Raw genomic sequence first — 21,422 nt, 5'->3', positions numbered from 1 at the left:
TACGCTTGAAGTCAATGGATGAACAGCTGACGATTGGTGAGCTGGCGAACCGCACCGGTGTCGCCACCTCCGCCCTGCGCTACTGGGAGGAGCTCGGCCTGCTCCCGGCGCCGGCCCGCGTCTCCGGCCAACGGCGTTATCCGCCATCGGCGGTCGGGCTGGTGGGCGTGGTGGTGATGCTGCGAGATGTCGGTTTCACGCTGCGGGAGATCAAAGCGTTCATCGCGTCTCGTTCGCCGACCGGCGACGGCTGGCGGGAGCTGTACCAACGCAAACTCACCGAGCTGGATCAACGGATTGCCCAGGCGCAGGTGGCGCGCACTGCCATCGCCCATGGCCTGGCCTGCCCGCACAAGGACATCTTCGAGTGCCCTAACTTCGTCGGCGGGATCGCGGCGCATTTGGCGGGAGCTTCTCTCGAAGAGGCTCACGAAGCGGTTCATTCACACTGACCCGCCGTCGCCAGGAGCGCTCGGCGTAGGTCCGGACGGTGGTCTCAAGCTCGCGTACCAGGCGAGCTCGGCCGTCAGCGGAACCGGCGGAAGAACTCCCGTACATCGTCGACCAGAAGGTCGGGTGCCTCCATGGCGGCGAAGTGCCCGCCGCGGCTGAACTCGGTCCAGCGCACGACGTTGTGGTCGCGTTCGGCGAGGGGCCGAAGGGTGAGGTCGTTGGGGAACACCGCCACCGCGGTCGGCACCGATGACCGCGCCTGGACCTGACCCCAGCTGCGGGCACCTTCGTAGTAGATGCGGGCCGCGGATCCGGCCGTGCCGGTCAGCCAGTACACCGAGACGTCGGTGAGGATCAGGTCGCGGTCGATGGCGTCTTCGGGCAGGTCGGCGCTCGGATCGGTCCACTCCTTGAACTTCTCGACGATCCACGCGAGCTGTCCTACGGGTGAGTCGGTGAGGGCGTAGGAGATCGTCTGCGGCCGGGTCGACTGGACGATGGCGTACCCGGCCATGTCATGGCTCCAGGTCGACATGAGCCCGAGGCGGGCCTGGTCGGCCTCGGTGAGGCCGGCCAGCTCGGCCGGATCGCCGGAGGGGAAGGTGCCCAGGTTGTTGACATGTATCCCGATCACGTGGTCGGGGTCGATGCGACCCAGTTCGGGGGAGACGATCGCCCCGGTGTCCCCGCCCTGCGCGCCGTAGCGGTGGTAGCCGAGGCGTTCCATCAGCTCGGCCCAGGCGCGGGCCACCCGGCTGGTGTCCCAGCCCGGGGCGGCGAGCGGGCTGGAGAAGCCGAAGCCCGGCAGCGACGGGGCCACCAGGTGGAAGGCGTCGGCGGGGTCTCCGCCATGGCTCGCCGGGTCGGTCAGGGGGCCGATGATCTTCATGAACTCCACGACCGAGCCGGGCCAGCCATGGGTGATGACGAGCGGCAGCGCTTCCGGCTCCGGCGAACGGACGTGCAGGAAGTGCACGGTCTGTCCGTCGATGTCGGTGGTGAACTGCGGAAACTCGTTCAGTCGCGCCTCATGGGCGCGCCAGTCGTAATCGGTACGCCAGTAGGCGGCCAGATCCTTCAGGTAGCCCAGCGGCACCCCGGCCTCCCAGCCGGCGCCGGGCAGTCCGTCCGGCCAGCGGGTTTGGTCGAGCCGGTGATGCAGGTCGTCGAGGCGATCCTGGGGAATCTTGATCTCAAATGCGGTGATCTCTTCGCTCATGTCGCACACGCTACGAGCAAGCTAGGACGGTTTCTGTCCTAGGAGCAGTAATCTGCGGAACATGTTGGAAACGTCCGCCCGGTTGCTGCAACTGCTCTCCCTGCTGCAGACCCCGCGCGATTGGACCGGCGCCGACCTGGCTCAGCGCCTCGAGGTCGACGTGCGGACCGTGCGCCGCGACATCCAGAAGCTGCGCGACCTCGGCTACCCGGTGCACGCAACCCCTGGCGCGGCCGGCTACCGGCTCGGCGCCGGAACGAAGCTCCCGCCGCTGCTGCTCGACGACGAGGAGGCCGTGGCCGTCGCCATCGGGCTGCGCACCGCCGCCAGCGGTACGGTCAACGGCATCGAGGAGACCTCGCTACGCGCACTGGCCAAGCTCGAACAGGTGCTGCCGTCGCGCGTACGGCACCGGGTCAACCTGCTGCACTCGGTCACCGTGACGCTCCCCACCGGCGGCCCCACCGTGGACCCGGACGTGCTGACCGGCGTCGCCGCCGCCTGCCGGGAGCACGAACGACTCCGCTTCGACTACCGGAGCCACGACGGCACCGACTCGGTACGCGAAACCGAACCGCACCGGCTGGTCCACACGGGCCGGCGCTGGTACCTGGTGGGCTGGGACACCGACCGGGGTGACTGGCGGACCTACCGGGTCGACCGGATCCGTCCCCGCATCCCCACCGGCCCTCGCTTCACGCCCCGGCAGGCACCCGACGTCGACCTCGCCGGCTACCTCGCGCTCGGCGTCTCCACCGCCCCTTACCGCTACCAGGCCCGGATCACCCTGTACGCCTCGGCCGAGACCGCCGCCGAACGGATCCCGCCCACCGTCGGTGTCATCGAGGCCGTCGACCCGGACAGCTGCCTGCTCCATACCGGATCCAACTCACTCGACGAACTCGCCATCTACGTCGCACTGTTCGGCTTCCGCTTCCGGATACACCAGCCACCCGAACTGATCGCCCACATCCGAGATCTCACCGCCCGGCTCGCCGACGCCATCGACTGACTCAGATCATTTCCTGGAGCACGTCGTCGACCGGTGTGGCGCCCACGCCGAGAATCTTCTCGGTCTCGGAGTAGTCGACGACGAACGGGTGGCCGGGCTTGGTGAGCACTTCGTGCAGTTCCGCCCAGAACGGCTCAGTGAACGCGAGCAGGGCCAGATCGCGTTCGGTCATCTCTTCCATCCGGGGCTTCGGCGCCCCCGCCAGCTCGGCGAGCCGCCCGGCCAGTTCCCGCACCGACAGGGTCGAGGTGGGCGCGTGCCAGGCCCGGCCGTACGCCTGCTCGTCGCGGCCGGCGGCGACCAGCGTGCGTGCGGTGTCGCCGATCGCCGAGTAACTGTGCGGCAGGTCGAGTTCCTGCGGCACCAGGGCGAGCCTGCCGTCGAGAACCTGCCGCTGCACCATGAGGCTGAACACCGAGAACGCGCCGGCGCCGTAGAACTGACCGGCCCGCACCTCGGTGACCTTCACCCCCGAGGCGGCGGCTTCCTCCCAGACAAGCGCCCTGGCCCGCCCCTTGGGCCCGGTCGCGGCCAGCGGGAAGTCCGGCTTGATCGGCCCGTCCACCGGCCCGTAGGCGTAGAGGTTGCCGAGCATGACGTAGGCGACGCCCGTCCGCCGCACCGCGGTGAGCAGCGACGCCGAGATGATCGGAAACTGTTCGGGCCAGGTGTGGTATGGCGGGGCGGCGGTGGTGAACAGCGTGGTCGCCCCCTCCGTCAGCTGGGTGAGCCGATCCGTGTCGGTCGCGTCCGCGGCGACCTTTTCGATGAGCGGGTGCTCGGGCCCGCCGCCGGTCCGGCTGATCATTCGTACCCGCTCGCCGTCCTCGGCCAGCAGCAGAGCGGTCTTCGACGCGGCGGCCCCGCGACCCACGATCACGTGAAATTTCATGATGACAACGGTGCCGACTTGCGGCCTCGTAGCATAGTGGCCGGAATGCCGACTATCCGGAGGATCTGGCCATGCACCGTGTCGCCGCAGTCGTCGTGCCCCCCGTGCTGGGTTTCGACGTCTCGATCCCTCTCATGGTGTTCAACAGCGTTCCCCACTATGACGTGCGCGTCTGTACGGCGCGGCCCGGCCTGATGCCGACCGTCGGGGGCCCTGACATCGTGGTGACGGATGGCCTGGACACGGTGGAGGGCGCCGACACGGTGATCGCCGTCGGCAGTGGCGGCGAGCAGGCTCCCATGGAGACCCTCGACGCCTTGAGGAAGGCCGCGGACCGTGGCGCACGAATCGCCTCCCTGTGTACGGGTGCGTTCGTACTGGCCCAGGCCGGCCTGCTCGACGGGCGCCGCGCCACCACCCACTGGGGGCTGGCCGCCGACCTGGCCACCCGCTTCCCCTCGGTCGAGGTCCAGCCCGACCTCCTCTTCGTCGAGGACGGCGGCATCTTCACCTCGGCCGGCGCCGCCGCCGCCATCGACCTGTGCCTGCATCTGGTCAGGGTGGACTACGGCGCGGCGGTCGCCAACGCGGCCGCGCGGCTCGCGGTCGTCCCTCCCGTACGGCCGGGCGGCCAGGCCCAGTTCATCGAGACCCCGCTGCCTCCCGAGCGCGGCACCTCACTCGCCCTCACCCGGGCCTGGGCGCTCGCGCACCTCGATCGCCCGCTCACCCTGGCCGACCTGGCCGGTCACGCCAAGGCAAGCGTGCGTACCCTGACCAGGCGCTTCCACGCGGAGACCGGGCTGAGCCCGCTCCAGTGGCTGCTGCACCGGCGCATCGACCGGGCCAGAGAGCTGCTGGAGACCACCGAGCTGCCCATGGATCAGGTGGCGGAGAAGAGCGGCCTGGGCAGCGCGGACTCCCTGCGCAAGCACTTGGTCGGCCGGGTCGGGCTCACTCCCAGCGCCTATCGCGCGAGCTTCACCCGGATGCCCACTGCCACGTCCTCGTGAGCTCAGTGCTGTCGTCCATCAGGGGAGGCGCCAGTTCGCCGTCCACAGGCGAGGGCCGGTGCGGCGGTCGAGGCGGCGGAGGAACGACAGGACGCCGGACGCGCCGGTCGCCCAGGTGTAGCCGGGCTTGTCGAGGTCGTTGCCGGTGAAGACCGGTGTGGAGACCTCGCCGCCCGCGCGCATCAGCATCAGCTCGACGACCTCCTCGGCGCCCTGCCAGTAGCCGTCGTCGCCGGTGGCCATCGCCAGGTCGATCAGCGCCTCGCCGATGCCCGCCAGGCCACAGCACTGGGACACGACCCACGCCTGCGGTGCGATGGCCAGGCTCGCGCGGGCGCCACGCTCCGCCAGATCGAGGTAGCGGTCCTCGCCGTACGCGGTCGCCGCGTGCGCCAGCGGGCCGAGGATGCCGGAGATGCCCTGGCACCAGGACGCGCCCATGGCCTTGGCGTCCGGTCCGGTGAGCTCGCCGAGCATGGCCTCGGTGGCGGTGGCCAGCGACTCGAAGCGCTCCCTGGCCGCCTGCCCGGCGTCGTGGTCGCCGGTGGCCTCGTGGTAGGAGAGCAGGAACTCCGCGCAGCCGGCGGCGCCGTGGGCGAAAGCCATCTCCACGTTCACCCCCGAACCGGCCTGGGCCGGTGCCACCGCGTCCTTGGAGTCCGTCACCTCACCGGAGACGAGCAGCCTGGCGCATTCGGCGGCCACTTCCAGGTGGCGGGGATCCTGTTCCAGCGCGGCCAGCGAGAGGTGTCCCGCGCCGATCCCGGCGACGCCGTGCGCCTGGTCCGCGCGCTGCTCGCCCTCCAAGACGATCGGCCCAGGATCCGGCAGTTCGGGGACGGCGGTCAGCCGCGCGGCGGCGAGGAACAGCGCCGTTCCGGTTCGGCCGAAGTAGAGCGCCGGGGGGAGCGCGGTGGGCGGCATGACGCGGGCCGTCCAGCGAGCCAGGTCGGCGGCGACGGCCTTGGCCTCGGGGTGGTGCAGCAACTCCATGCCGACGCCGGCCGACCCACCGTAGACGTTCGTCACCGGCGGGCTCGACGTGCGGTCCGCCGGGCCGTCCATCAGGCCCTCGGCGAACCGTACGCATGCGCGGGTGGTGTGGTCCAGGACCCGCGACAGCAGATCACCGGTGAACCGCACCCCGTCGGATCGCGACACCGTACGGCCCGACGGCCCGGCTCCGGCCCTCATGTCGGCCGCGGCCGACACACGCTCCCCGGCGTCGAGGCTCAGCAGGCGTGGCAGCAGCCCGATGACGCCCGTCGTGACGCCGGGGAACATCCGCGCCAAGCACATCAACGTCCGTTCGACGTTCCGGGCCTGGTCGGAGTCGATCATGATGGGGTTCATCCCGGTCGCCGCGAAGAACAGCGTCGCCCCGAGCGAGAAGTAGTCGTCGGCGGGTTCGGAGGGGTGATCCGCCTGCTGTCCGGGCACGCTGTAGCCACGGCTCCACCCGGGAAGCTGCAGCCCCTCGTACCTGCTGTTGCCGAAGTCGATCAGCGTGCAGCCGCCGTCCTCGCCGAGCACCACGTTCTTGGGGGAGAAGTCCCTGACGACGACGCCGCGCGCGTGCACGGTGTCCAGCACCTCCAGCAACCGGCCCGCCAGCGCGGCGAGGTTCCTGCCGCCGCTGTCCTCGGTGGGGTCGCCGTCCTCGGTGAAACGGCCCCGCTCGCCGACGAACCGGTTGAGGTCCAGGCTGCCGGCGTCGGTCATGACCAGGAACTCGTCGTCGCCGTGCCGGAAGTGGTCGATCGGCGTGGGGACGCCCGCGACGCCGTCCAGGGCCTTGAGGATGCGCAGCTCGTTGCGCAGGTACATGCGCAGGTCCCAGCCTTCGGCGTTCTCGCCCACGTAGGCGCGGGACTCCTTGACCACGACCGGCCGGCCGTCGGCGTCCTCGGCCCGGTAGACGTTGCCGCGCGGGCCGCGCATGACGCCGGACGTGAGGCGGTACCGGTTGCCTATCAGCTTGGCGGGCGCCTCAGGCCTGTCAACGCTCTCCCGGGACGGGCCCGGGACGCCGCCCTGCGGGCGGAACGGGTCGGTCGCCCACGGCGGGCAGGAGAACTCGGGTCCTGCCGCGCCCGGCAGGTGCTCGCCGTCGGGAGCGACGATGATCAGCTCGAAGTCACCGTTCTCGTCTACGCGGTACTGCGGGGCGAAGGGGGCGTACCGGTAATAGACCGGTGCGTCGGGGCGCACTCTGCGATCGCTGACGATGCGCGGCGCGGTCAGCCCCGCCAGTGCCTCGGCCAGCCGGTGGCCGAGGGGGACGACCTCGTCCGGCTGCGGGTAGATGGTGATGGCCTTGCCGACCGCGCCTGGGTCGAGGTCTCCGGAGTTGAGTTCAGCGAGCTTGCCGGGCGAGCAGGCGACCTTGAAGTCGCACGACACGTCGGCCAGGACGGGCAGGACCCGGTCGAGCGTGGCGGCCAGGGTGCCGGGACGGGCGGAGACGTGCAGCTTCCAGCCCTGGTTGGGCGTCGTCGCACGCGGGTCGTGAACACTGACCCAGGTGTCGCCCTCGTAGATTTCCCTATTATTCGAATCGGCAAAATGGGTAAGGGTGACAACCACATTTACTGTCAACGGGATAACCCTTCTGCGCCGGGGCGGCCGGATGCTCCAAGAAAGGCCACCGGAAGTGCGCCGATGGCCTTTCCGCCGCGTTGCGGAACAAGTCGTGCGTCGCCGTGGACGCCGAACGCGTTACCGCGCGATTACACGATCGAAGGGCAGCAGGGGAATGTCGAGCACACGGTGCGCTTGCAGGTGTTGACGCAAGCCTGCGGGCCGTGGAGCAGTGCGGTGAGCTCGCCTTCGAAGTCGATGGCGAGGTCCTCGTACTCCAGAACGCCCGCGTCGCGGGGCTCAAGCGTAAGAACGGACATGAGGGCTCCTTCCTTGGCCACCGGTAGGTGGCCGACGGTGGATTCGAGCCTCGGGACGGCACTGGGTAGGTGCCGTTACCCGCGCCCTGACCGCGATAGGAATCGCCTGTCGCGGCCAAACGGACGCATTATGTGCATATTTCACCAACCATGTCCAGACGCCACTCAACAAGTGCCAGGTCGCACCGCCTCCGGAACAAATCATTTACAACAGGGCTTTACGCTGACACATTGGTCACCTAGATTGGCTAGGTGATCTGGTCACCCGCATGAAGTCGTTCTGGAAGAAGCGAACCCCGGACGTTCCGGCGGACAGGTCGGGACTGGCGGTCGCCTACTGGGAGAGCCACGACGACGAACTCCTGACGGCGAGCCTGTCGAAGATCGCGCGCCGCCTGCCGTACCTGGTGATGTCCGCGTTGCGGATGGCATGGGAGGCCCACCGCCGCGACACGATCATCGCGCTGGCCGGAAACCTGGTGGCCGGCGTCTTCACCGTCTACGGCCTGGTCGCGACCTCCGACGTGCTCGCCTCGCTGTTCGCCGGCGGGCCGACGCCCGAGCGCATCCGGGCGGCGCTGCCCTCGCTGGCGCTCGTCGCTGCCGCCGCCGGGCTGCGCGGCACGCTGCTGACCGCCGCCACCTGGGCCCAGGCGCGGCTGAAAGTACAGGTCGAACGGCTGGCCGAGACGCGGCTCTTCGAGCTGACCACCCAGGTGGAGCTGACCGCGTTCGACGACGACGAGTTCCACAACGCGATGCGCAGGGCCCGCGACAGCGGCGTGCCCGACGCCGCGGGCGTGGTCGAGGCGACGGTCGCCGTGATCGGCGGAGCCATCGGTGTGCTGGCCTCGGCCGTGGCGCTTGGCCTCATGCACCCGCTCCTGACACCGCTGTTGCTGGTCACGGTCGTGCCCGCGGGCTGGGCCGCGATACGGGCGGCACGCCTGCAGTACCAGGCGTACTACCGGCTGTCGGCCGCGCGGCGGCGCAAGTTCATGCTGTCGGACCTGATGGCCGAGCGGCTGCCCGCCGCCGAGGTGCGCGCGTTCGCGCTGCGCGACTTCCTGCTCGGCGAGTACGGGAACGTCGCCGACCTCGAACAGGATGTGCAACTCGACGTCGCGCGCCGCCGCGCCGTCACCAAGGCCGCCGGCGACCTGCTGACCGGCGCCGCGACCGTCGCCGTCTACGCCGCGCTCGCCGGGCTGCTGGCCCTCGGCGTCATCCCGCTCGCGGTGGCGGGCGCGGCCGTGCTGGCCATCCGCGCCGGCCAGATGTCACTTGCCGCGCTGGTGCAGATGATGAACCGGCTGTACGAGGCGGGCCTCTACTTCGGCGACTACCTGTCGTTCCGCGCGCTGGCCGCCTCGCGCGTGCGACAGCCATCCGGTACGGCGGCGCCGGAACCGTCCGGGCGGCTGACCGCCGACCAGGTGACGTTCAGCTACCCGGGGGCGAGCGGCCCCGCGCTCACCGGGATCAGCGTCTCGGTGGGGTTCGGCGAGGTCATCGCGCTGGTCGGCGAGAACGGCTCCGGCAAGACCACGCTGGCCAAGCTGCTGGCCGGGCTGTACCGGCCGGACTCGGGGACGATCCGCTGGGACGGCGCCGACCTGGCCGACCTCGACACGCGCGGGCTCATCTCGGTGATCGCCCAGGACCACACCCGATGGCCGCTGACCCTCCGCGAGAACATCCTCATGGGCCGCCCGCTGGACGAAGAGCGCCTGGCCGCCGCCGCGGCCGCCGCCGGGGCCGACGAGGTGGTGGCGGGGCTGGCACAAGGGTACGACTCGCTGCTCGACCAGCGCTTCCGAGGTGGCCACGACCTGTCGGGCGGGCAGTGGCAGCGGATCGCCGTGGCCCGTGGCTTCTATCGCGACGCCGCCCTGGTGATCTTCGACGAGCCGACCTCCGCGCTGGACGCGCGCGCCGAACACGCCCTGTTCGAGCGCATCCGCAAGCACGCCGACGGCCGCTCCATCGTCCTCATCACGCACCGGCTCGCCAGCGTCCGGTACGCCGACCGCATCTACGTCCTCGACCACGGGCGGGTGGCCCAGCAGGGCACGCATGCCGAGCTGATGGAGAAGGGCGGCTCCTACGCCGACATGTACACCCTCCAGGCCCAGGCCTACCGGGAGGCGGTCACATGACCGCTTGGCGCGATGCTCCCGTGAGACGCTCCGGGGCGGTCCGGTGATCATTCTGACGTCGGCCTATGCGGCTCTGATCGCGGTGCTGCTGTACGCGGCCGTGAGCAAGGCTCGTGACCTGTCAGGATTCGCCGCCGATATCGCGGGTTACCAGCTGATCCCGCAGCGGCTCACGGTCGCCGCCGCCGTCGTGGTGGTGGGTGCGGAGCTGGCGGCGGCCGGGCTGCTCACCGCGCCACCCACCCGGCGCTGGGGCGCACTCCTCGCGGCGGTGCTGTTCGCCGCCTTCCTCGCCGCGATGGCGTCCGTGCTGCGGCGCGGGCTGAGCGTCGGTTGCGGCTGCTTCGGCGACCGCGATCTCGTCGGCCCCGCCACCGTGACCCGTACCGGCCTGCTCGCGGCGCTGGCGGTCATGGCCGCCGTCGCGGGAGCTTCTCCGTTCAGCTTTGTCCACCTGCTGGTGGGAGCGGCGTACCTCGCGCTGACCTTCTTGCCGGGTCGGCTGATCGGAGCAGCGGAGCGCGGCCGCGTCGGCCCCCGCCCCGGCACCCACTGGGATGTGACCCCACAGTCCGCGGCCCTTACCCCGGAAAAGCTCGGCGTCCTGTACGCCCTGATCGCGCCGACGTGTGGTGTCTGCAGCGCCATGCTGCCCGCCTTCGTCGCGGCGGAGCGGGTGGACGTCGTCCTGGTGAGCGCCGCGGAGGAGGGGCAGGTCCGCGACTACCTGGCCGCGCACGAGGTCTCATTGCCGCTGGTGATCGATCCGGGGGTGTTCGACCGTCACGGCATCCCCTGGCCGCCGTACGCGGTGCTGACGGACCGGCAGGGCGTCGTCCTGGCGGCAGGCGGCGCGGCCGAGCCCGGCGCGCTCAACGCCCTGCTCGGCAACCTCCCAGCCTGAAGCCCCTCTAAGGGACGACGTCGAGCAGGGCGATCGCGTCCAGTACGTCGGTCACCTCGTGGTCGGCTCCCGGGGACAGCCCGGGGGACAAGCCGCGGTCGATCCAGATCGTGCGGAGGCCCGCGCTCCGCCCGCCCGCCACGTCCTTCTCCACGTCGTCGCCCACCATCCAGTCGCCGTCCGCCAGCGTGGTGCCGCAGCGCTGGGCGGCGATCTCGAACAGTTCGGCCGCCGGCTTCCTGACGCCCTCGGCGTCGGAGATGGCCCAGCCGTCCACCCGGTCCACCAGGCCGCTGTGGTGGATCTTGCCGGACTGGTTGTCGGTCATGCCGTTCGTCACGATGCCCACCATCCAGCCGGACAGGCGCAGCCGATCGAGGGACTCCAGTACGGCCGGCCGGCAGGTGACGAGCTGTGGCAGGCGTTCCCGGTAGCCGCGCCACAGCGAGTCCGCCGACTCGGCGAGCGCGAACCGCTCGCGGACGTGGGTGAAGAAGGTGCTCATCGGTAAGGAGCCGTCGGCGTCCAGCTCGATCATCCAGGCCACGTCCTCCGAGCCCAGCCCCCTGTCGGCGGCGAACTCGGCGGCCCAGCGACGGAAGGCGTCGAGGCGGTCGATCAGGGTGTTGTCCAGGTCGAAGAGCGCCAGCACGGCTCAGCCCTTTCTGCTGTTGACGAGCTCGTCCGTCGCCTCCTGATAGGCGGCCGCGGCCCGATGGAAGAAGTCGAACAAGATCGCTGACTCCTCCTCAGAATAGCCACTCAGCAGCTCGCCGAGCCGCCGCCGAGTGCCGGCCAGGACCTCGTCCAGGGACTCCGGTTGGCCGGCGGCCTCCACGATGACCTTGCGCCGGTCCGCCGGATCCGGGACCCGGCGGACATGGCCTCCCTTTTCCAGGCGGTCGATCAAGCGGGTGGTGGCGCCCGTGGTGAGGCCCGTCTGGGCGGCCAGTTCGCCCGAAGTGAGCGGGCCCGCCAGGTCGAGCAGATTGAGCGCGTAGTAGTCGGTCGCGTTCAGGCCGGCCGCCTCGGCGCTCGCCAGGCTGTTGAGCACCATCGCGCTCAGGTAGCGGCGGAAGACCGCGCTCGGGTCTGTTGACACTGCGAACCCTCTTCTCTAATCTAATATCTGCAAGAAAGCAGATAAACCTTAAATGCAGACACTGCATTGAGTAAGCTATCAGAGGGGTAGAGGATGAACACCACGCGCGACGCCCAGCAGGCCATCCGGGAGCTGTTCACGGCCATGGAGGACGCCTGGAACCGGGGCGACGGCGACGCCTACGCCGCCTGCTTCACCGAGGACGCGAGCTACACGGCGTTCTTCGGCGCCGTCTACCGTGGCCGCGCCGACATCGCGGGCGGGCACCAGGCGCTGTTCGACAGCGTGCTCAAGGGCACCAGGATGTTCAACGAGATCGTCGAGGTCCGCCTCTACGGCACTGACACGGCCGTCGTGCTCGGCCGGGGCGACGTGGCCAAGAAGCGGCCGGGCAAGCTGCCCAAGGTGCAGACGTACACGCTGGTCCGCGACGCCGACGGCCGGTGGCGCATCGCCGCCTTCCAGAACACCAAGCGCAACCGGCTGATGGAGGGCATCACGTTCAAGGTCACCCCGGCCGCCGCGCCGCGCCGGTCATGAGATCAACGGCTGTGTGCCCGGTCGTCACTCACCGGCCACTTTGCCGGTTTATCGTTCCCGGCATGCTGACGCGCAGATTATTCGCGAGTGCCCTGGCCGTCCTGACCGGTGGTACGGTCGCCGTCGTGCTGCTCCAGCCCCACGCCGCCACGGCCGAGCGCCGCGCCCAGGCTCCCGTCGTCATCGGTCACCGCGGCGCCAGCGCCCACCGTCCCGAGCACACGCTGCTCTCGTACGAGGCGGCCATCGCGATGGGCGCCGACTACATCGAGCCCGACCTGGTCTCCACCAAGGACCACATCCTGGTGGCCAGGCACGAGAACGACATCACCGGCACCACCGACGTGGCGGCGCATCCAGAGTTCGCCGACCGGCGCACCACCAAGACGGTCGACGGGCGGCCGATCACCGGCTGGTTCACCGAGGACTTCACACTGGCCGAGCTGAAGACGCTGCGGGCCAAGGAACGCGTGCCCGACCTGCGGCCCGACAACACGGCCTTCGACGGGGTGGCGGAGATCCCGACGTTCGAGGAGGTCGTGCGGCTCGCGCAGCGCCACGGGGTGGGCGTCTATCCCGAGACCAAGCATCCGACGTACTTCGACTCCATCGGCCTGTCGCTGGAGGAGCCGCTGCTCGACATCCTGAACGCCAACCACGTGCGCAAGGCGTACATCCAGTCGTTCGAGACCGCGAACCTGCGGGAGCTGCGCAAGAAGACCAGGCTGCCGCTGATCCAGCTCATCACGTTCGGTGGGGCGCCGTACGACTGGGTCGCGGCCGGCGATCCGCGCACTTATGACGACATGGTGAAGCCCGAAGGGCTGCGCGAGGTGGCCTCGTACGCGAACGGGATCGGTGTGGACACCCGCCGCGTCGTGCCGGTGGGCGCGGACGGCAAGCTGACGGAGCCCACCACGCTCGTCGCGGACGCCCACCGCAGGCGGCTGGACGTGCACGTCTGGACCATCCGCAACGAGAACTCCCAGCTCCCCCTCGACTACCGGCTGGGTAACCCAGCCAGCCCCGCGTTCCCGCGCGCCACCGGCGACGTGATGGGCTGGCTGACCAGGCTGCTCGACCTGGGCGTGGACGGCGCATTCTGCGACGACCCGGCGATGGGCCGGGCCGTCGCCGCGCAGCGGTCCCGATAGGCGGGAACCAGGCTGGAGAACAGGGCTACCTGAGCTCGCGCTTGAGGATCTTGCCTGTGGCGGTCATCGGCAGCGCGTCGCGGAACTCCACGACGCGCGGGTACTTGTAGGCCGCCATGTTCTCCTTGGCCCAGGCGATCAGCTCCTCCTCGGTCGTGGTCGAGCCGGGGGTGCGGATCACGTACGCCTTGATCTCCTCGCCGTGCGACTCGTGCGGCACGCCCACGACGGCCGCCAGCGAGACGGCCTCGTGCGTCATGAGGACCTCTTCGAGCTCGCGCGGGTACACGTTGAACCCGCCGCGGATGATCATGTCCTTGGAGCGGTCGATGATCGAGTAGTAGCCGTCGGCATCGCGGGTGGCGATGTCGCCCGTACGGAACCAGCCGTCCCGCAGCACGTCGGCCGTCGCCTCGGGGCGCCCGTAGTAGCCCTTCATGATGTTGTGGCCGCGGATCGCGATCTCGCCGGGCCCCTCGCCCTCGACGGTCTTCCAGTCGCCGTCGATCAGCTTCATCTCGACGCCCCAGATCGGGGTGCCGACCGTGCCCGGCTTGGTGGGCCGGCCGAGCTGGTTGAAGCTGGCCACCGGGGAGGTCTCCGACAGGCCGTAGCCCTCCAGGATGCCGAGGCCGAACGTCTGCTGGAAGTCCTTCAGCACCTCGACGGGGGAGGACGCCCCGCCCGCGACGGCGATCCGCAGCGTGGTGGGCACGTCGGCCCCCTCGGCGTGGATCGAGGTGAGCATGCCCCAGTACATCGTCGGCACCCCGGCGAAGAACGTGACGCCCTCCTTGCGCATGAGGGCGACCGCCTCGCCCGGCTCGAAGCGGGGCATCAGCACGACGGTGGCGCCGCGCAGGAAGCCGGTGTTCATGACGACGGTCTGGCCGAAGGAGTGGAACAGCGGCAGCACCGCCAGATAGGTGTCGCCCCCGTCGCCGCGCGGGAACATCTTGTCGCTGGCCATGGCGTTCAGCAGCATGTTCTGGTGGCTGAGTTCGGCGCCCTTGGGCTGGCCGGTGGTGCCGGAGGTGTAGAGGATCACGGCGGTGTCGTCGGGCGCCGTCTGCACGGTCTCGAACTCGCCGGGCATGCCGCCGAGCGCCGCCCAGATCGACTCGCCGTACTCCGACTCGGTCGCCAGCGGCGTGGCGGGCAGCACGAACAGGTGCTCGCAGCCCTCGGCCCCCTCGAACCCGGCCTTGCCCCGCTCGCCCAGCGGCAGCTCGGGCGTGCCCTCGAAGCAGAACAGCGCCTTGGCGTCGCTGTCGTCGAGGTGGTAGGCGATCTCGCGCGACTGCAGCAGCACGTTGAGCGGCACCACCGTCGCCCCCGCCTTGAGGATGCCGTAGTAGACGAAGGGGAAGTACGGCAGGTTCGGGCAGGCGAGCGCGACCTTGTCGCCCTTGGCGATGCCACGAGAGACGAGCAGGTTCGCCACCTGGTTCGCCACTGTGTCGATCATCGAGTACGGCAGCCGCATGTCACCGAAGACGATGGCGGTGCCGTCGGGGGTGTTCCTGGCGCTGTCCTCCAGGACGATCGACAGGTTGAGCATGAGCGCCTTCCTCCCTGTATGCGGCTTGCGGCGCCATCATCGCAGCAAGGACATACCGACCGGTAGGTGCAAACTCCATAACCTGCCGAACTCCGCTGGACGCGGCCCACCATGGGTAACACTGGGGGCAGATAGGTGTATGGACGCCGTAGTCCGCCTGGAGTAAGCAAGTACCAGATTACTTACCCCTGGGAGGGGCGCGATGGAGTACGACTACGTGATCGTCGGGGCGGGGTCGGCGGGGTGCGTCCTGGCCAACCGGCTGTCGGCCGATCCAGGGGTGTCCGTGGCGCTGGTCGAGTCGGGCGGGCAGGACGACAAGCTGGAGATCCGCATGCCCGCGGGCTTCGCCAAGCTGTTCAAGACCGACTACGACTGGAACTACTCGACCGCCAAGCAGAGCGAGATGTCCGGCCGGGAGCTCTACTGGCCCAGGGGCCGGGTGATCGGCGGCTCCTCGTCGCTCAACGCGCAGATGTGGGTGCGCGGCTGCCAGCGCGACTACGACCAGTGGGGGATCCCCGGCTGGACCTACGAAGACGTCCTGCCGTACTTCACCAAGGCCGAGCACCGCGTAGGCAGCAACGGCGGCGGCGCGTACGGCACGGCGGGCCCGCTGTTCATCTCCGAGCTGCGCAGCCCCAACGTCACCACCGCGGCCTTCCTCAAAGCCTGCGGCGAGCTCGGATTAGAGCGGCTCGACGAGCTCAACGGCCGCTCCAACGAGGGCTACAGTCCTACGCCCGTCACGCAGCACCGCGGCCGGAGGTGGAGCGCCGCCGACGCCTACCTGCGCCCGGCGCTGAAGCGGCCCAACCTGACGGTGATCACCGGCGCGACCGTGGACCGGGTGGTCTTCGAGGGCACGCGGGCCGTCGGCATCGAGCACGGCGGCGGCGCGCAGGTCAGGGCCAAGCGGGAGGTCATCCTGTCGGCGGGCGCGATCGGCTCGCCGTACCTGCTCATGCGCTCGGGCGTCGGCGCGGCCGACGAGCTGCGCGACGCGGACGTGACGATCGTGCGGGACCTGCCGGAAGTCGGCAAGAACCTGCAGGACCATCTGTCGACGGGTGTGTACGTGCAGTCCAAGCAGCCGGTCACGCTGACCAAGGCGGAGTCGATCGGCAACCTGCTCCGCTACATCGTGCTGCGCTCCGGCATGCTCACCACGAACGTCGGCGAGGCGGTGGCGTTCATCAGGACCTCGCCGGAGGAGCCCGCCCCCGACATCGAGCTGATCTTCGCGCCCGGCCCGTTCATCGACCACGGCCTCACGCCGCCGACCGGCCACGGGCTGACCGTCGGCGTGGTGCTGCTGCAGCCGGAGAGCCGCGGCAGGATCGGGCTGAACGGCCGCGAGGTGGTGATCGACCCCGGCTACCTGACCCAGGAGGCCGACGTCAAGCGGCTCGTCGCCGGGCTGAAGACGGCCAAACAGGTCTTCGCCACCGCCGCGATGAAGGCGTACGCGGGCGGGCCGATGGCCCCGTACGCGGGGCCGGAGAGCGACGCCGAGCTCGCCCAGTGGATCCGCGAGCGCGGCGAGACCCTCTACCACCCGGTCGGCACCTGCCGCATGGGCACCGACGCCGAGTCGGTCGTCGACCCGTCGCTCAAGGTACGCGGCCTCGACGGGCTCAGGGTCGTGGACGTGTCGATCATGCCGACCCTCAACCGCGGGCACACGCATGCCCCGGCCATCATGATCGGCGAGAAGGGGGCCGAGCTCATCGCCGAGCGCTCTTGACGTAAGTGAGCGCTTGCAGAAGGCTTGGTTCATGACGATCTCCAGTGACCTGGACATCTCGCAGCTCGTGTTCTGGGGGCTGCCCCAGGCCGAGCGCATGGCGGCCTTCCGCCGGTTGCGGCAGCTCGACCAGCCGGTGTTCCTGACGGAGCAGGCTGTGCCGTTCATCAAGGGCGGCCCCGGCTACTACGCCCTCGTGCGCCACGCGGACGTCTCCGAGGCCAGCAGGAACGCGGCGGTGTTCAGCAGCGAGCCGTGCTCGAACAGCGTGCCCGACATGCCGCGCTGGCTGGCCGTGTACTTCGGGTCGATGATCAACATGGACGACCCGCGGCACGCGCGGCTGCGCAGGATCGTGTCCAGGGCGTTCACCCCGCGCATCCTGTCCAAGATGGAAGAGGACCTGGCCACGGCCGCCGCCGAGATCGTGGACCAGGCGATCAAGGAGGGTCCGGGCGACTTCGTGGCGCAGATCGCCGCCCGGCTCCCCGTCCGCGTCATCTGCGACATGATGGGGATTCCGGCCACATTTCATGACATGGTGCTTCGCCGGACCAACGTGATCCTCGGCAACGCCGACCCCGAGTACACCGGCATCGACCCCGAGTTCAGCCGCGTCAACGTGGCCCGGGGCCTGGCCAAGCTGCTGCACGCGGGCTTCTCTCTCAACCGCCTCGCCGCCCGCCTGGGCGACGAGCGGCGCAAGCATCCCACGGGCGACCTGGTCAGCCTGCTGGTCAACGGCGAGGAGCGGCTCACCTCGCAGGAGTTGGGCTCGTTCTTCATCCTGCTGGTGGTGGCCGGCAGCGAGACGACCCGCAACGCGATCGCGTACGGGCTCAAGCTCTTCACCGACCACCCGGACCAGCGGGAGTTGCTCCTTGCCGACTTCGACGGCCGCGTCACCAAGGCGTGCGACGAGATCGTGCGCTACTCCACGCCGGTGATCCAGTTCCGCCGCACGCTCACCCAGGACCACGAGATGAACGGCACGCACTACAAGAAGGGCGACAAGGTTCTGCTCTTCTACAACTCGGCCAACCGCGACGAGACGGTGTTCCAGGACCCCGACGCGTTCGACATCACCCGCGATCCGAACCCGCACGTCGGCTTCGGCGGCCCGGGCCCGCACTACTGCCTGGGCGCCCACCTGGCGCGCAGGGAGATGACCGTGATGTTCCGCGAGCTGTTCACCCGCCTGCCGGGCATCAGGGCGGAGGGGGAGCCCGACTTCCTGCTGTCCAACTTCATCAACGGGATCAAGCACCTGAAGTACACCTTCTGAGTGCCTCGGCGAGCCCTTCCTCGCCGCGCCAGGCCACGAACCCGTCCGGTCGTACGAGCAGCGTCCCGTACGGCCAGCCGTCGACCACGTGCACCGGCACGTCGAGCCCGGTCACCGGCGCCGCGGCGAACACGCAGAACGCCGAGCCGACCAGGTCGAGCGTGGAGCGGTCGCCGACCCAGACGTGCGGCAGCCGCGAGCCGGGCGAGCCGTCCAGCGTGAGCGCCACGTCCTCGGTCGAGGGCAGCTCGCTGATCGTGGCGCCGTAGCGGTAGCCCAGGTGGACGATGGGCGCGTTCACCGCGCCCGCCTCGGCACGCAGCCGGGGCGCGTCCGGGCCGCCGTCGAAGTGGAGCCTCAGGTCGCGCATCCGCAGCAGCGACTGCTCCATTGCCAGCACCGCCACCGGGCGCCGCTCGTCGTGGTAGGTGTCGAGCAGGCCGGGCGCGGCCCTGCCCGACAGTACCCAGGCGAGCTTCCACGCCAGGTTGTGGGCGTCCGCGACGCCGGTGTTGAGGCCGAAGGCCCCCGTGGGTGGTACGGCGTGCGCCGCGTCCCCGACCAGGAACACCCGGCCCAGCGACAGCCGGTCCGCCACCTGGGCGCGGCCCCGCCAGGACAGCACACTCAGGATCTCGACGTCCAGGCCGGGGTCGCCGATCGCGGTCCTGATCAGGTCGGCGGTGGGCTCCAGGCCGGTGTGGAACACCCACTCGCTCTTGCCGTCGATCGTGATGATCATGCCGGGCGCCGCCGGGTTGGTGATCTCGCAGAGGCCGAAGGTGTACTCGCCGGTGAGCCCGCTCAGATCGGCGCGGAACAGGATGTTGTTCATGGAGGGGCCGAGCACGCCGGGGCCCGACAGGCCGATGCCGAGCTCCGAGCGCACCTTGCTGCGCGCGCCGTCGGCGGCGACCAGGTAGCGGGCCCGCAGCGCGGTCCCGTCGGACAGCTGTGTGGTCACCCCCTCGCCGTCCTGCTCGACCGAGACCACGTCGGCCCCGTAGCGGACGGTCACGCCCAGGTCGCGGGCCTTGTCGAGGAGCACCGCGTCCAGCCGGTTCTGCGGGCAGGTGCCGCGGATCCGGGCCGGCGTGTAGTCCATCTTCGCGACGGTCTGGGCGCGGGTGGGGACGGTCTTGGCCAGGGCGGCCAGGTCGGCCCCCGCCAGCGTGTCAACGGTGATCTTGCCGAGGGTCATGCCGGTCATGTTGACCGCCACCTCGTTGACGGCCTCCTCCAGGCCGACCTCGCGCAGCAGTTCGGCGGTGCGCATGCCCAGGCCGGTGGCGCGCGGATGGATCTGCGGCCCCGGCCGGCGCTCGACCACCAGCGCCCGGACGCCGTGGTGCGCGAGGAACACCGCCGCGCTCAGGCCCACCGTGCCGCCTCCGGCGATGATGACGTCGTGCATGGCGCTTCCCCTTCCGGTTGTGGGAACGGTGTTCCCGTTTGTGGGAACACTGTAACCATTGTCGTACGATGGCGTCCAGAGGGGGTGGCCGGATGTCTCTGGTGTGGAATCGCGAGCCGTACTCGCCCAAGCGGCAGGCGATGAGCGTCGAGCGCGTCGTGCGCGCCGCGATCGGGATCGCCGACGCGGAGGGCCTCGACGCCCTGTCGATGCGCAGGGTGGCGGCCGAGCTGAAGTCGGGCACCACCTCCCTCTACCGCTACGTGGCGAACCGCGACGAGCTGCTCGACCTGATGGCCGACGCGGTCTGGGGCGAGGACCCGCCTCAGGAGGTCAGCGGTGACTGGCGGGCCGATCTGGCCGAGGTGGCGCGCCGGCAGCGGTCGACGCTGCTGCGCCACGGCTGGCTCGGCGCGCTGCTGGCGAGCAGGCCCTCGCTCGGCCCCAACTCGCTACGCCGCTTCGATGCGGCGCTGAAGGCCGCCGTCGCCCTGACCCCCGACATCACGCGGGCCTCCGCGGTCATGGCGCTGATCGGCGACTATGTGCTGGGGGCCGTGGCCAGGGAGCTCGCCGAGCAGGAGGCGAGCCGCCGTACGGGGATGACCGAGCAGGAGTGGCGGGCGAGCGTCGCCCCGTACATCCGGGAGGTCGTCGCGAGCGGTGACTATCCGGAGTTCGCGAGGAGTGTGGTGGAGGCCGACGACCTGGACTTCACTGATCAGTTCGAGTTCGGGCTGCGCTGTCTGCTGCGGGGGGTCGAGGAGACCGGCTGATCAGCGGGCCGGCCAGAGCCACCGGCAGCAGCGCGCCGGCCAGGGCCAGCCCGGCCGCCACGAGCAGCATCGTGCCGATTCCCGAGCTGTACGGCGCCGCCAGCACGGCCACGCCGACGGCGGTGCCGACCTGCTTGAGCGTGTTGACGATGCCCGTGGCCATGCCGACCCGGTCCATGGGCGCGGTGAGGCCGACCTGGTTGGCCACCACGTTCCCGGCGCCCAGGCCGAGACCGCCGAGGAACAGCCCGAACATGATCGGCGTCCACCGGTTCGCGGCCGGTATCGCCATCACGAGCAGCGCGCCCGCGATCAGCGCCGGGCCGACCGCGATGAGCACGCCCATCGGCCAGCGGTGCAGCACCCGGCCGATCGCCACCGGCCCGATGACGGCCGCCGCGCTGAAGGCCAGGAACCGCACCCCCGCCTCGACGGGCGTCGCCTCGAGCGGCCCCTGGACGTACAGCGTGAGATAGGTGAACGCGCCGAGCAGCGCGGCCAGCATGAGCAGTGTCGTGCCCGACCCGACCGCGAACACCCGGTCCCTGAAGAGCCCGAAGTCGACCATCGGATTGCGCCGCCGCAACTCCACGAGCACGAACGCGGCCAGCAGCACCAGCCCCGCCACCAGCAGCCACGGCAGGTCGTGGATGAGCGCCGGGATGATCGCGAACAGCGCCGCGCTGATCAGCACGATGCCCAGCGGATCGAGATGCCCCGCGCCCCGCGACTCCTCCACCCGCTGCCGTAACGCGACCAGCACGAACACGCCGATGGGCAGGTTGATCAAGAAGATGGCCCGCCAGCCGAACCCCGCCGTCAGCGCGCCGCCCACGACCGGGCCCAGCGTCATCGCCAGCCCCGACACCGCGCTGAAGATGCCGAGCGCCTTGCCGCGTTCCGGGCCCTCCGGATAGACGGAGGCGATCAGCGGCGTCGTCGTGCCGTAGAGGGCCGAAGCGCCCAGGCCCTGCACGCCCCTGGCCAGGTCGAGCAGTGGCGCGTTCGGGGCCAGGGCGCACGCCAGGGAGGCCAGGGTGAAGATGGTCACGCCGATCGCCAGCAGCCTGCGTCGGCCGTACCGGTCCGCCAGGACTCCGGCCGGCAGCAGGACGGCGGCCAGCGTGAGCGCGTAGGCGTCGACCACCCACTGCACCTCGGGCAGGCTCGCCCCCAGATCGGAGCGGATGGCGGGCAGGGCGATCGTCACAGCCGTCAGGTCGACGACCACGAGCACGATCGTGAGAGAAGCGAGTGCTAACACCCAACCTCGTCGCATAAGCGAAGTGGT

The 21,422-nt window shown here is 70.2% G+C and carries 19 protein-coding genes; 10 read left to right on the top strand and 9 right to left on the bottom strand.

The genetic code is table 11. From position 1 onward, the window contains the following. Positions 1 to 14: 14 nt before the first annotated feature. On the top strand, positions 15 to 452 hold the full coding sequence (locus ACGFNP_RS26580; RefSeq protein ID WP_358330950.1) for a MerR family transcriptional regulator: 438 nt from the start codon (positions 15 to 17) through the stop codon (positions 450 to 452). Between the two features lie 74 nt (positions 453 to 526). On the opposite strand, the gene ACGFNP_RS26575 is transcribed toward ACGFNP_RS26580, so the two are convergent. Continuing rightward, entirely contained in the window at positions 527 to 1,672 is a 1,146-nt protein-coding gene (locus ACGFNP_RS26575) for an epoxide hydrolase family protein (RefSeq protein WP_393323270.1), read from the bottom strand. Between the two features lie 61 nt (positions 1,673 to 1,733). On the opposite strand from ACGFNP_RS26575, the gene ACGFNP_RS26570 reads away from it, so the two are divergent. Next, on the top strand, positions 1,734 to 2,684 hold the full coding sequence (locus tag ACGFNP_RS26570) for a helix-turn-helix transcriptional regulator (RefSeq protein WP_393323267.1): 951 nt from the start codon (positions 1,734 to 1,736) through the stop codon (positions 2,682 to 2,684). A 1-nt stretch (position 2,685) separates the two neighbouring features. Here the strand turns inward: ACGFNP_RS26570 and ACGFNP_RS26565 are convergent, their stop codons facing one another. Next, the gene (locus tag ACGFNP_RS26565; RefSeq protein WP_393323264.1) at positions 2,686 to 3,576 is read right to left on the bottom strand and encodes an NAD-dependent epimerase; all 891 of its coding nucleotides are present in this window, start codon (positions 3,574 to 3,576) and stop codon (positions 2,686 to 2,688) included. Between the two features lie 71 nt (positions 3,577 to 3,647). Here ACGFNP_RS26565 and ACGFNP_RS26560 point away from each other — a divergent pair, with 71 nt between their 5' ends. Beyond that, on the top strand, positions 3,648 to 4,589 hold the full coding sequence (locus tag ACGFNP_RS26560) for a GlxA family transcriptional regulator (RefSeq protein ID WP_393323261.1): 942 nt from the start codon (positions 3,648 to 3,650) through the stop codon (positions 4,587 to 4,589). Positions 4,590 to 4,607: 18 nt separating this feature from the next. Here the strand turns inward: ACGFNP_RS26560 and lanL are convergent, their stop codons facing one another. Both lanL and ACGFNP_RS26550 read right to left on the bottom strand, forming a co-directional pair. After that, positions 4,608 to 7,175, bottom strand: a complete 2,568-nt coding sequence (gene lanL / locus ACGFNP_RS26555; RefSeq protein ID WP_358330936.1) for a class IV lanthionine synthetase LanL — start codon at positions 7,173 to 7,175, stop codon at positions 4,608 to 4,610. A gap of 143 nt (positions 7,176 to 7,318) precedes the next feature. After that, entirely contained in the window at positions 7,319 to 7,489 is a 171-nt protein-coding gene (locus tag ACGFNP_RS26550; protein WP_358022491.1) for an SflA family class IV lanthipeptide, read from the bottom strand. Between the two features lie 269 nt (positions 7,490 to 7,758). On the opposite strand from ACGFNP_RS26550, the gene ACGFNP_RS26545 reads away from it, so the two are divergent. After that, positions 7,759 to 9,648 carry an ABC transporter ATP-binding protein gene (locus ACGFNP_RS26545; RefSeq protein WP_393323256.1) on the top strand — a complete coding sequence of 630 codons (1,890 nt, stop codon included), beginning with the start codon at positions 7,759 to 7,761 and terminating at the stop codon, positions 9,646 to 9,648. A 43-nt stretch (positions 9,649 to 9,691) separates the two neighbouring features. Continuing rightward, positions 9,692 to 10,552: a TlpA family protein disulfide reductase gene (locus ACGFNP_RS26540; RefSeq protein ID WP_393323253.1), complete on the top strand. Its 861-nt coding sequence runs from the start codon at positions 9,692 to 9,694 to the stop codon at positions 10,550 to 10,552. A gap of 7 nt (positions 10,553 to 10,559) precedes the next feature. On the opposite strand, the gene ACGFNP_RS26535 is transcribed toward ACGFNP_RS26540, so the two are convergent. Together ACGFNP_RS26535 and ACGFNP_RS26530 are read right to left on the bottom strand one after the other, a co-directional pair. Next, positions 10,560 to 11,204 carry an HAD-IA family hydrolase gene (locus ACGFNP_RS26535; RefSeq protein ID WP_358330928.1) on the bottom strand — a complete coding sequence of 215 codons (645 nt, stop codon included), beginning with the start codon at positions 11,202 to 11,204 and terminating at the stop codon, positions 10,560 to 10,562. 3 nt (positions 11,205 to 11,207) lie between these two features. Next, positions 11,208 to 11,654, bottom strand: a complete 447-nt coding sequence (locus ACGFNP_RS26530; RefSeq protein WP_358330925.1) for a MarR family transcriptional regulator — start codon at positions 11,652 to 11,654, stop codon at positions 11,208 to 11,210. A gap of 93 nt (positions 11,655 to 11,747) precedes the next feature. Here ACGFNP_RS26530 and ACGFNP_RS26525 point away from each other — a divergent pair, with 93 nt between their 5' ends. After that, complete coding sequence (locus tag ACGFNP_RS26525) at positions 11,748 to 12,194, top strand: SgcJ/EcaC family oxidoreductase (RefSeq protein WP_358330922.1); 447 nt, start codon at positions 11,748 to 11,750, stop codon at positions 12,192 to 12,194. A gap of 62 nt (positions 12,195 to 12,256) precedes the next feature. Continuing rightward, the gene (locus ACGFNP_RS26520) at positions 12,257 to 13,348 is read left to right on the top strand and encodes a glycerophosphodiester phosphodiesterase (RefSeq protein WP_358330920.1); all 1,092 of its coding nucleotides are present in this window, start codon (positions 12,257 to 12,259) and stop codon (positions 13,346 to 13,348) included. 25 nt (positions 13,349 to 13,373) lie between these two features. Here the strand turns inward: ACGFNP_RS26520 and ACGFNP_RS26515 are convergent, their stop codons facing one another. Then, positions 13,374 to 14,909 carry a long-chain fatty acid--CoA ligase gene (locus ACGFNP_RS26515; protein WP_358330917.1) on the bottom strand — a complete coding sequence of 512 codons (1,536 nt, stop codon included), beginning with the start codon at positions 14,907 to 14,909 and terminating at the stop codon, positions 13,374 to 13,376. Positions 14,910 to 15,111: 202 nt separating this feature from the next. On the opposite strand from ACGFNP_RS26515, the gene ACGFNP_RS26510 reads away from it, so the two are divergent. Both ACGFNP_RS26510 and ACGFNP_RS26505 read left to right on the top strand, forming a co-directional pair. Continuing rightward, positions 15,112 to 16,656, top strand: a complete 1,545-nt coding sequence (locus ACGFNP_RS26510; RefSeq protein WP_358330914.1) for a GMC family oxidoreductase N-terminal domain-containing protein — start codon at positions 15,112 to 15,114, stop codon at positions 16,654 to 16,656. Positions 16,657 to 16,687: 31 nt separating this feature from the next. Then, entirely contained in the window at positions 16,688 to 17,941 is a 1,254-nt protein-coding gene (locus ACGFNP_RS26505; RefSeq protein ID WP_393323246.1) for a cytochrome P450, read from the top strand. Here ACGFNP_RS26505 and ACGFNP_RS26500 read toward each other — a convergent pair. After that, positions 17,916 to 19,355 carry an FAD-dependent monooxygenase gene (locus tag ACGFNP_RS26500; RefSeq protein ID WP_393323243.1) on the bottom strand — a complete coding sequence of 480 codons (1,440 nt, stop codon included), beginning with the start codon at positions 19,353 to 19,355 and terminating at the stop codon, positions 17,916 to 17,918. The genes ACGFNP_RS26505 and ACGFNP_RS26500 overlap by 26 nt on opposite strands. 92 nt (positions 19,356 to 19,447) lie before the next feature. On the opposite strand from ACGFNP_RS26500, the gene ACGFNP_RS26495 reads away from it, so the two are divergent. Then, complete coding sequence (locus ACGFNP_RS26495; protein ID WP_358330905.1) at positions 19,448 to 20,131, top strand: TetR/AcrR family transcriptional regulator C-terminal domain-containing protein; 684 nt, start codon at positions 19,448 to 19,450, stop codon at positions 20,129 to 20,131. Here the strand turns inward: ACGFNP_RS26495 and ACGFNP_RS26490 are convergent. After that, positions 20,070 to 21,395 carry an MFS transporter gene (locus ACGFNP_RS26490; RefSeq protein WP_393323240.1) on the bottom strand — a complete coding sequence of 442 codons (1,326 nt, stop codon included), beginning with the start codon at positions 21,393 to 21,395 and terminating at the stop codon, positions 20,070 to 20,072. The two genes, ACGFNP_RS26495 and ACGFNP_RS26490, sit on opposite strands and share 62 nt — an antisense overlap. Positions 21,396 to 21,422: the final 27 nt, after the last annotated feature.

Source organism: Nonomuraea sp. NPDC049269, from assembly GCF_043197155.1.
In the GTDB taxonomy this organism is placed as follows: Bacteria; Actinomycetota; Actinomycetes; order Streptosporangiales; family Streptosporangiaceae; genus Nonomuraea.
This window is presented reverse-complemented; position numbering and strand designations above follow the sequence as displayed.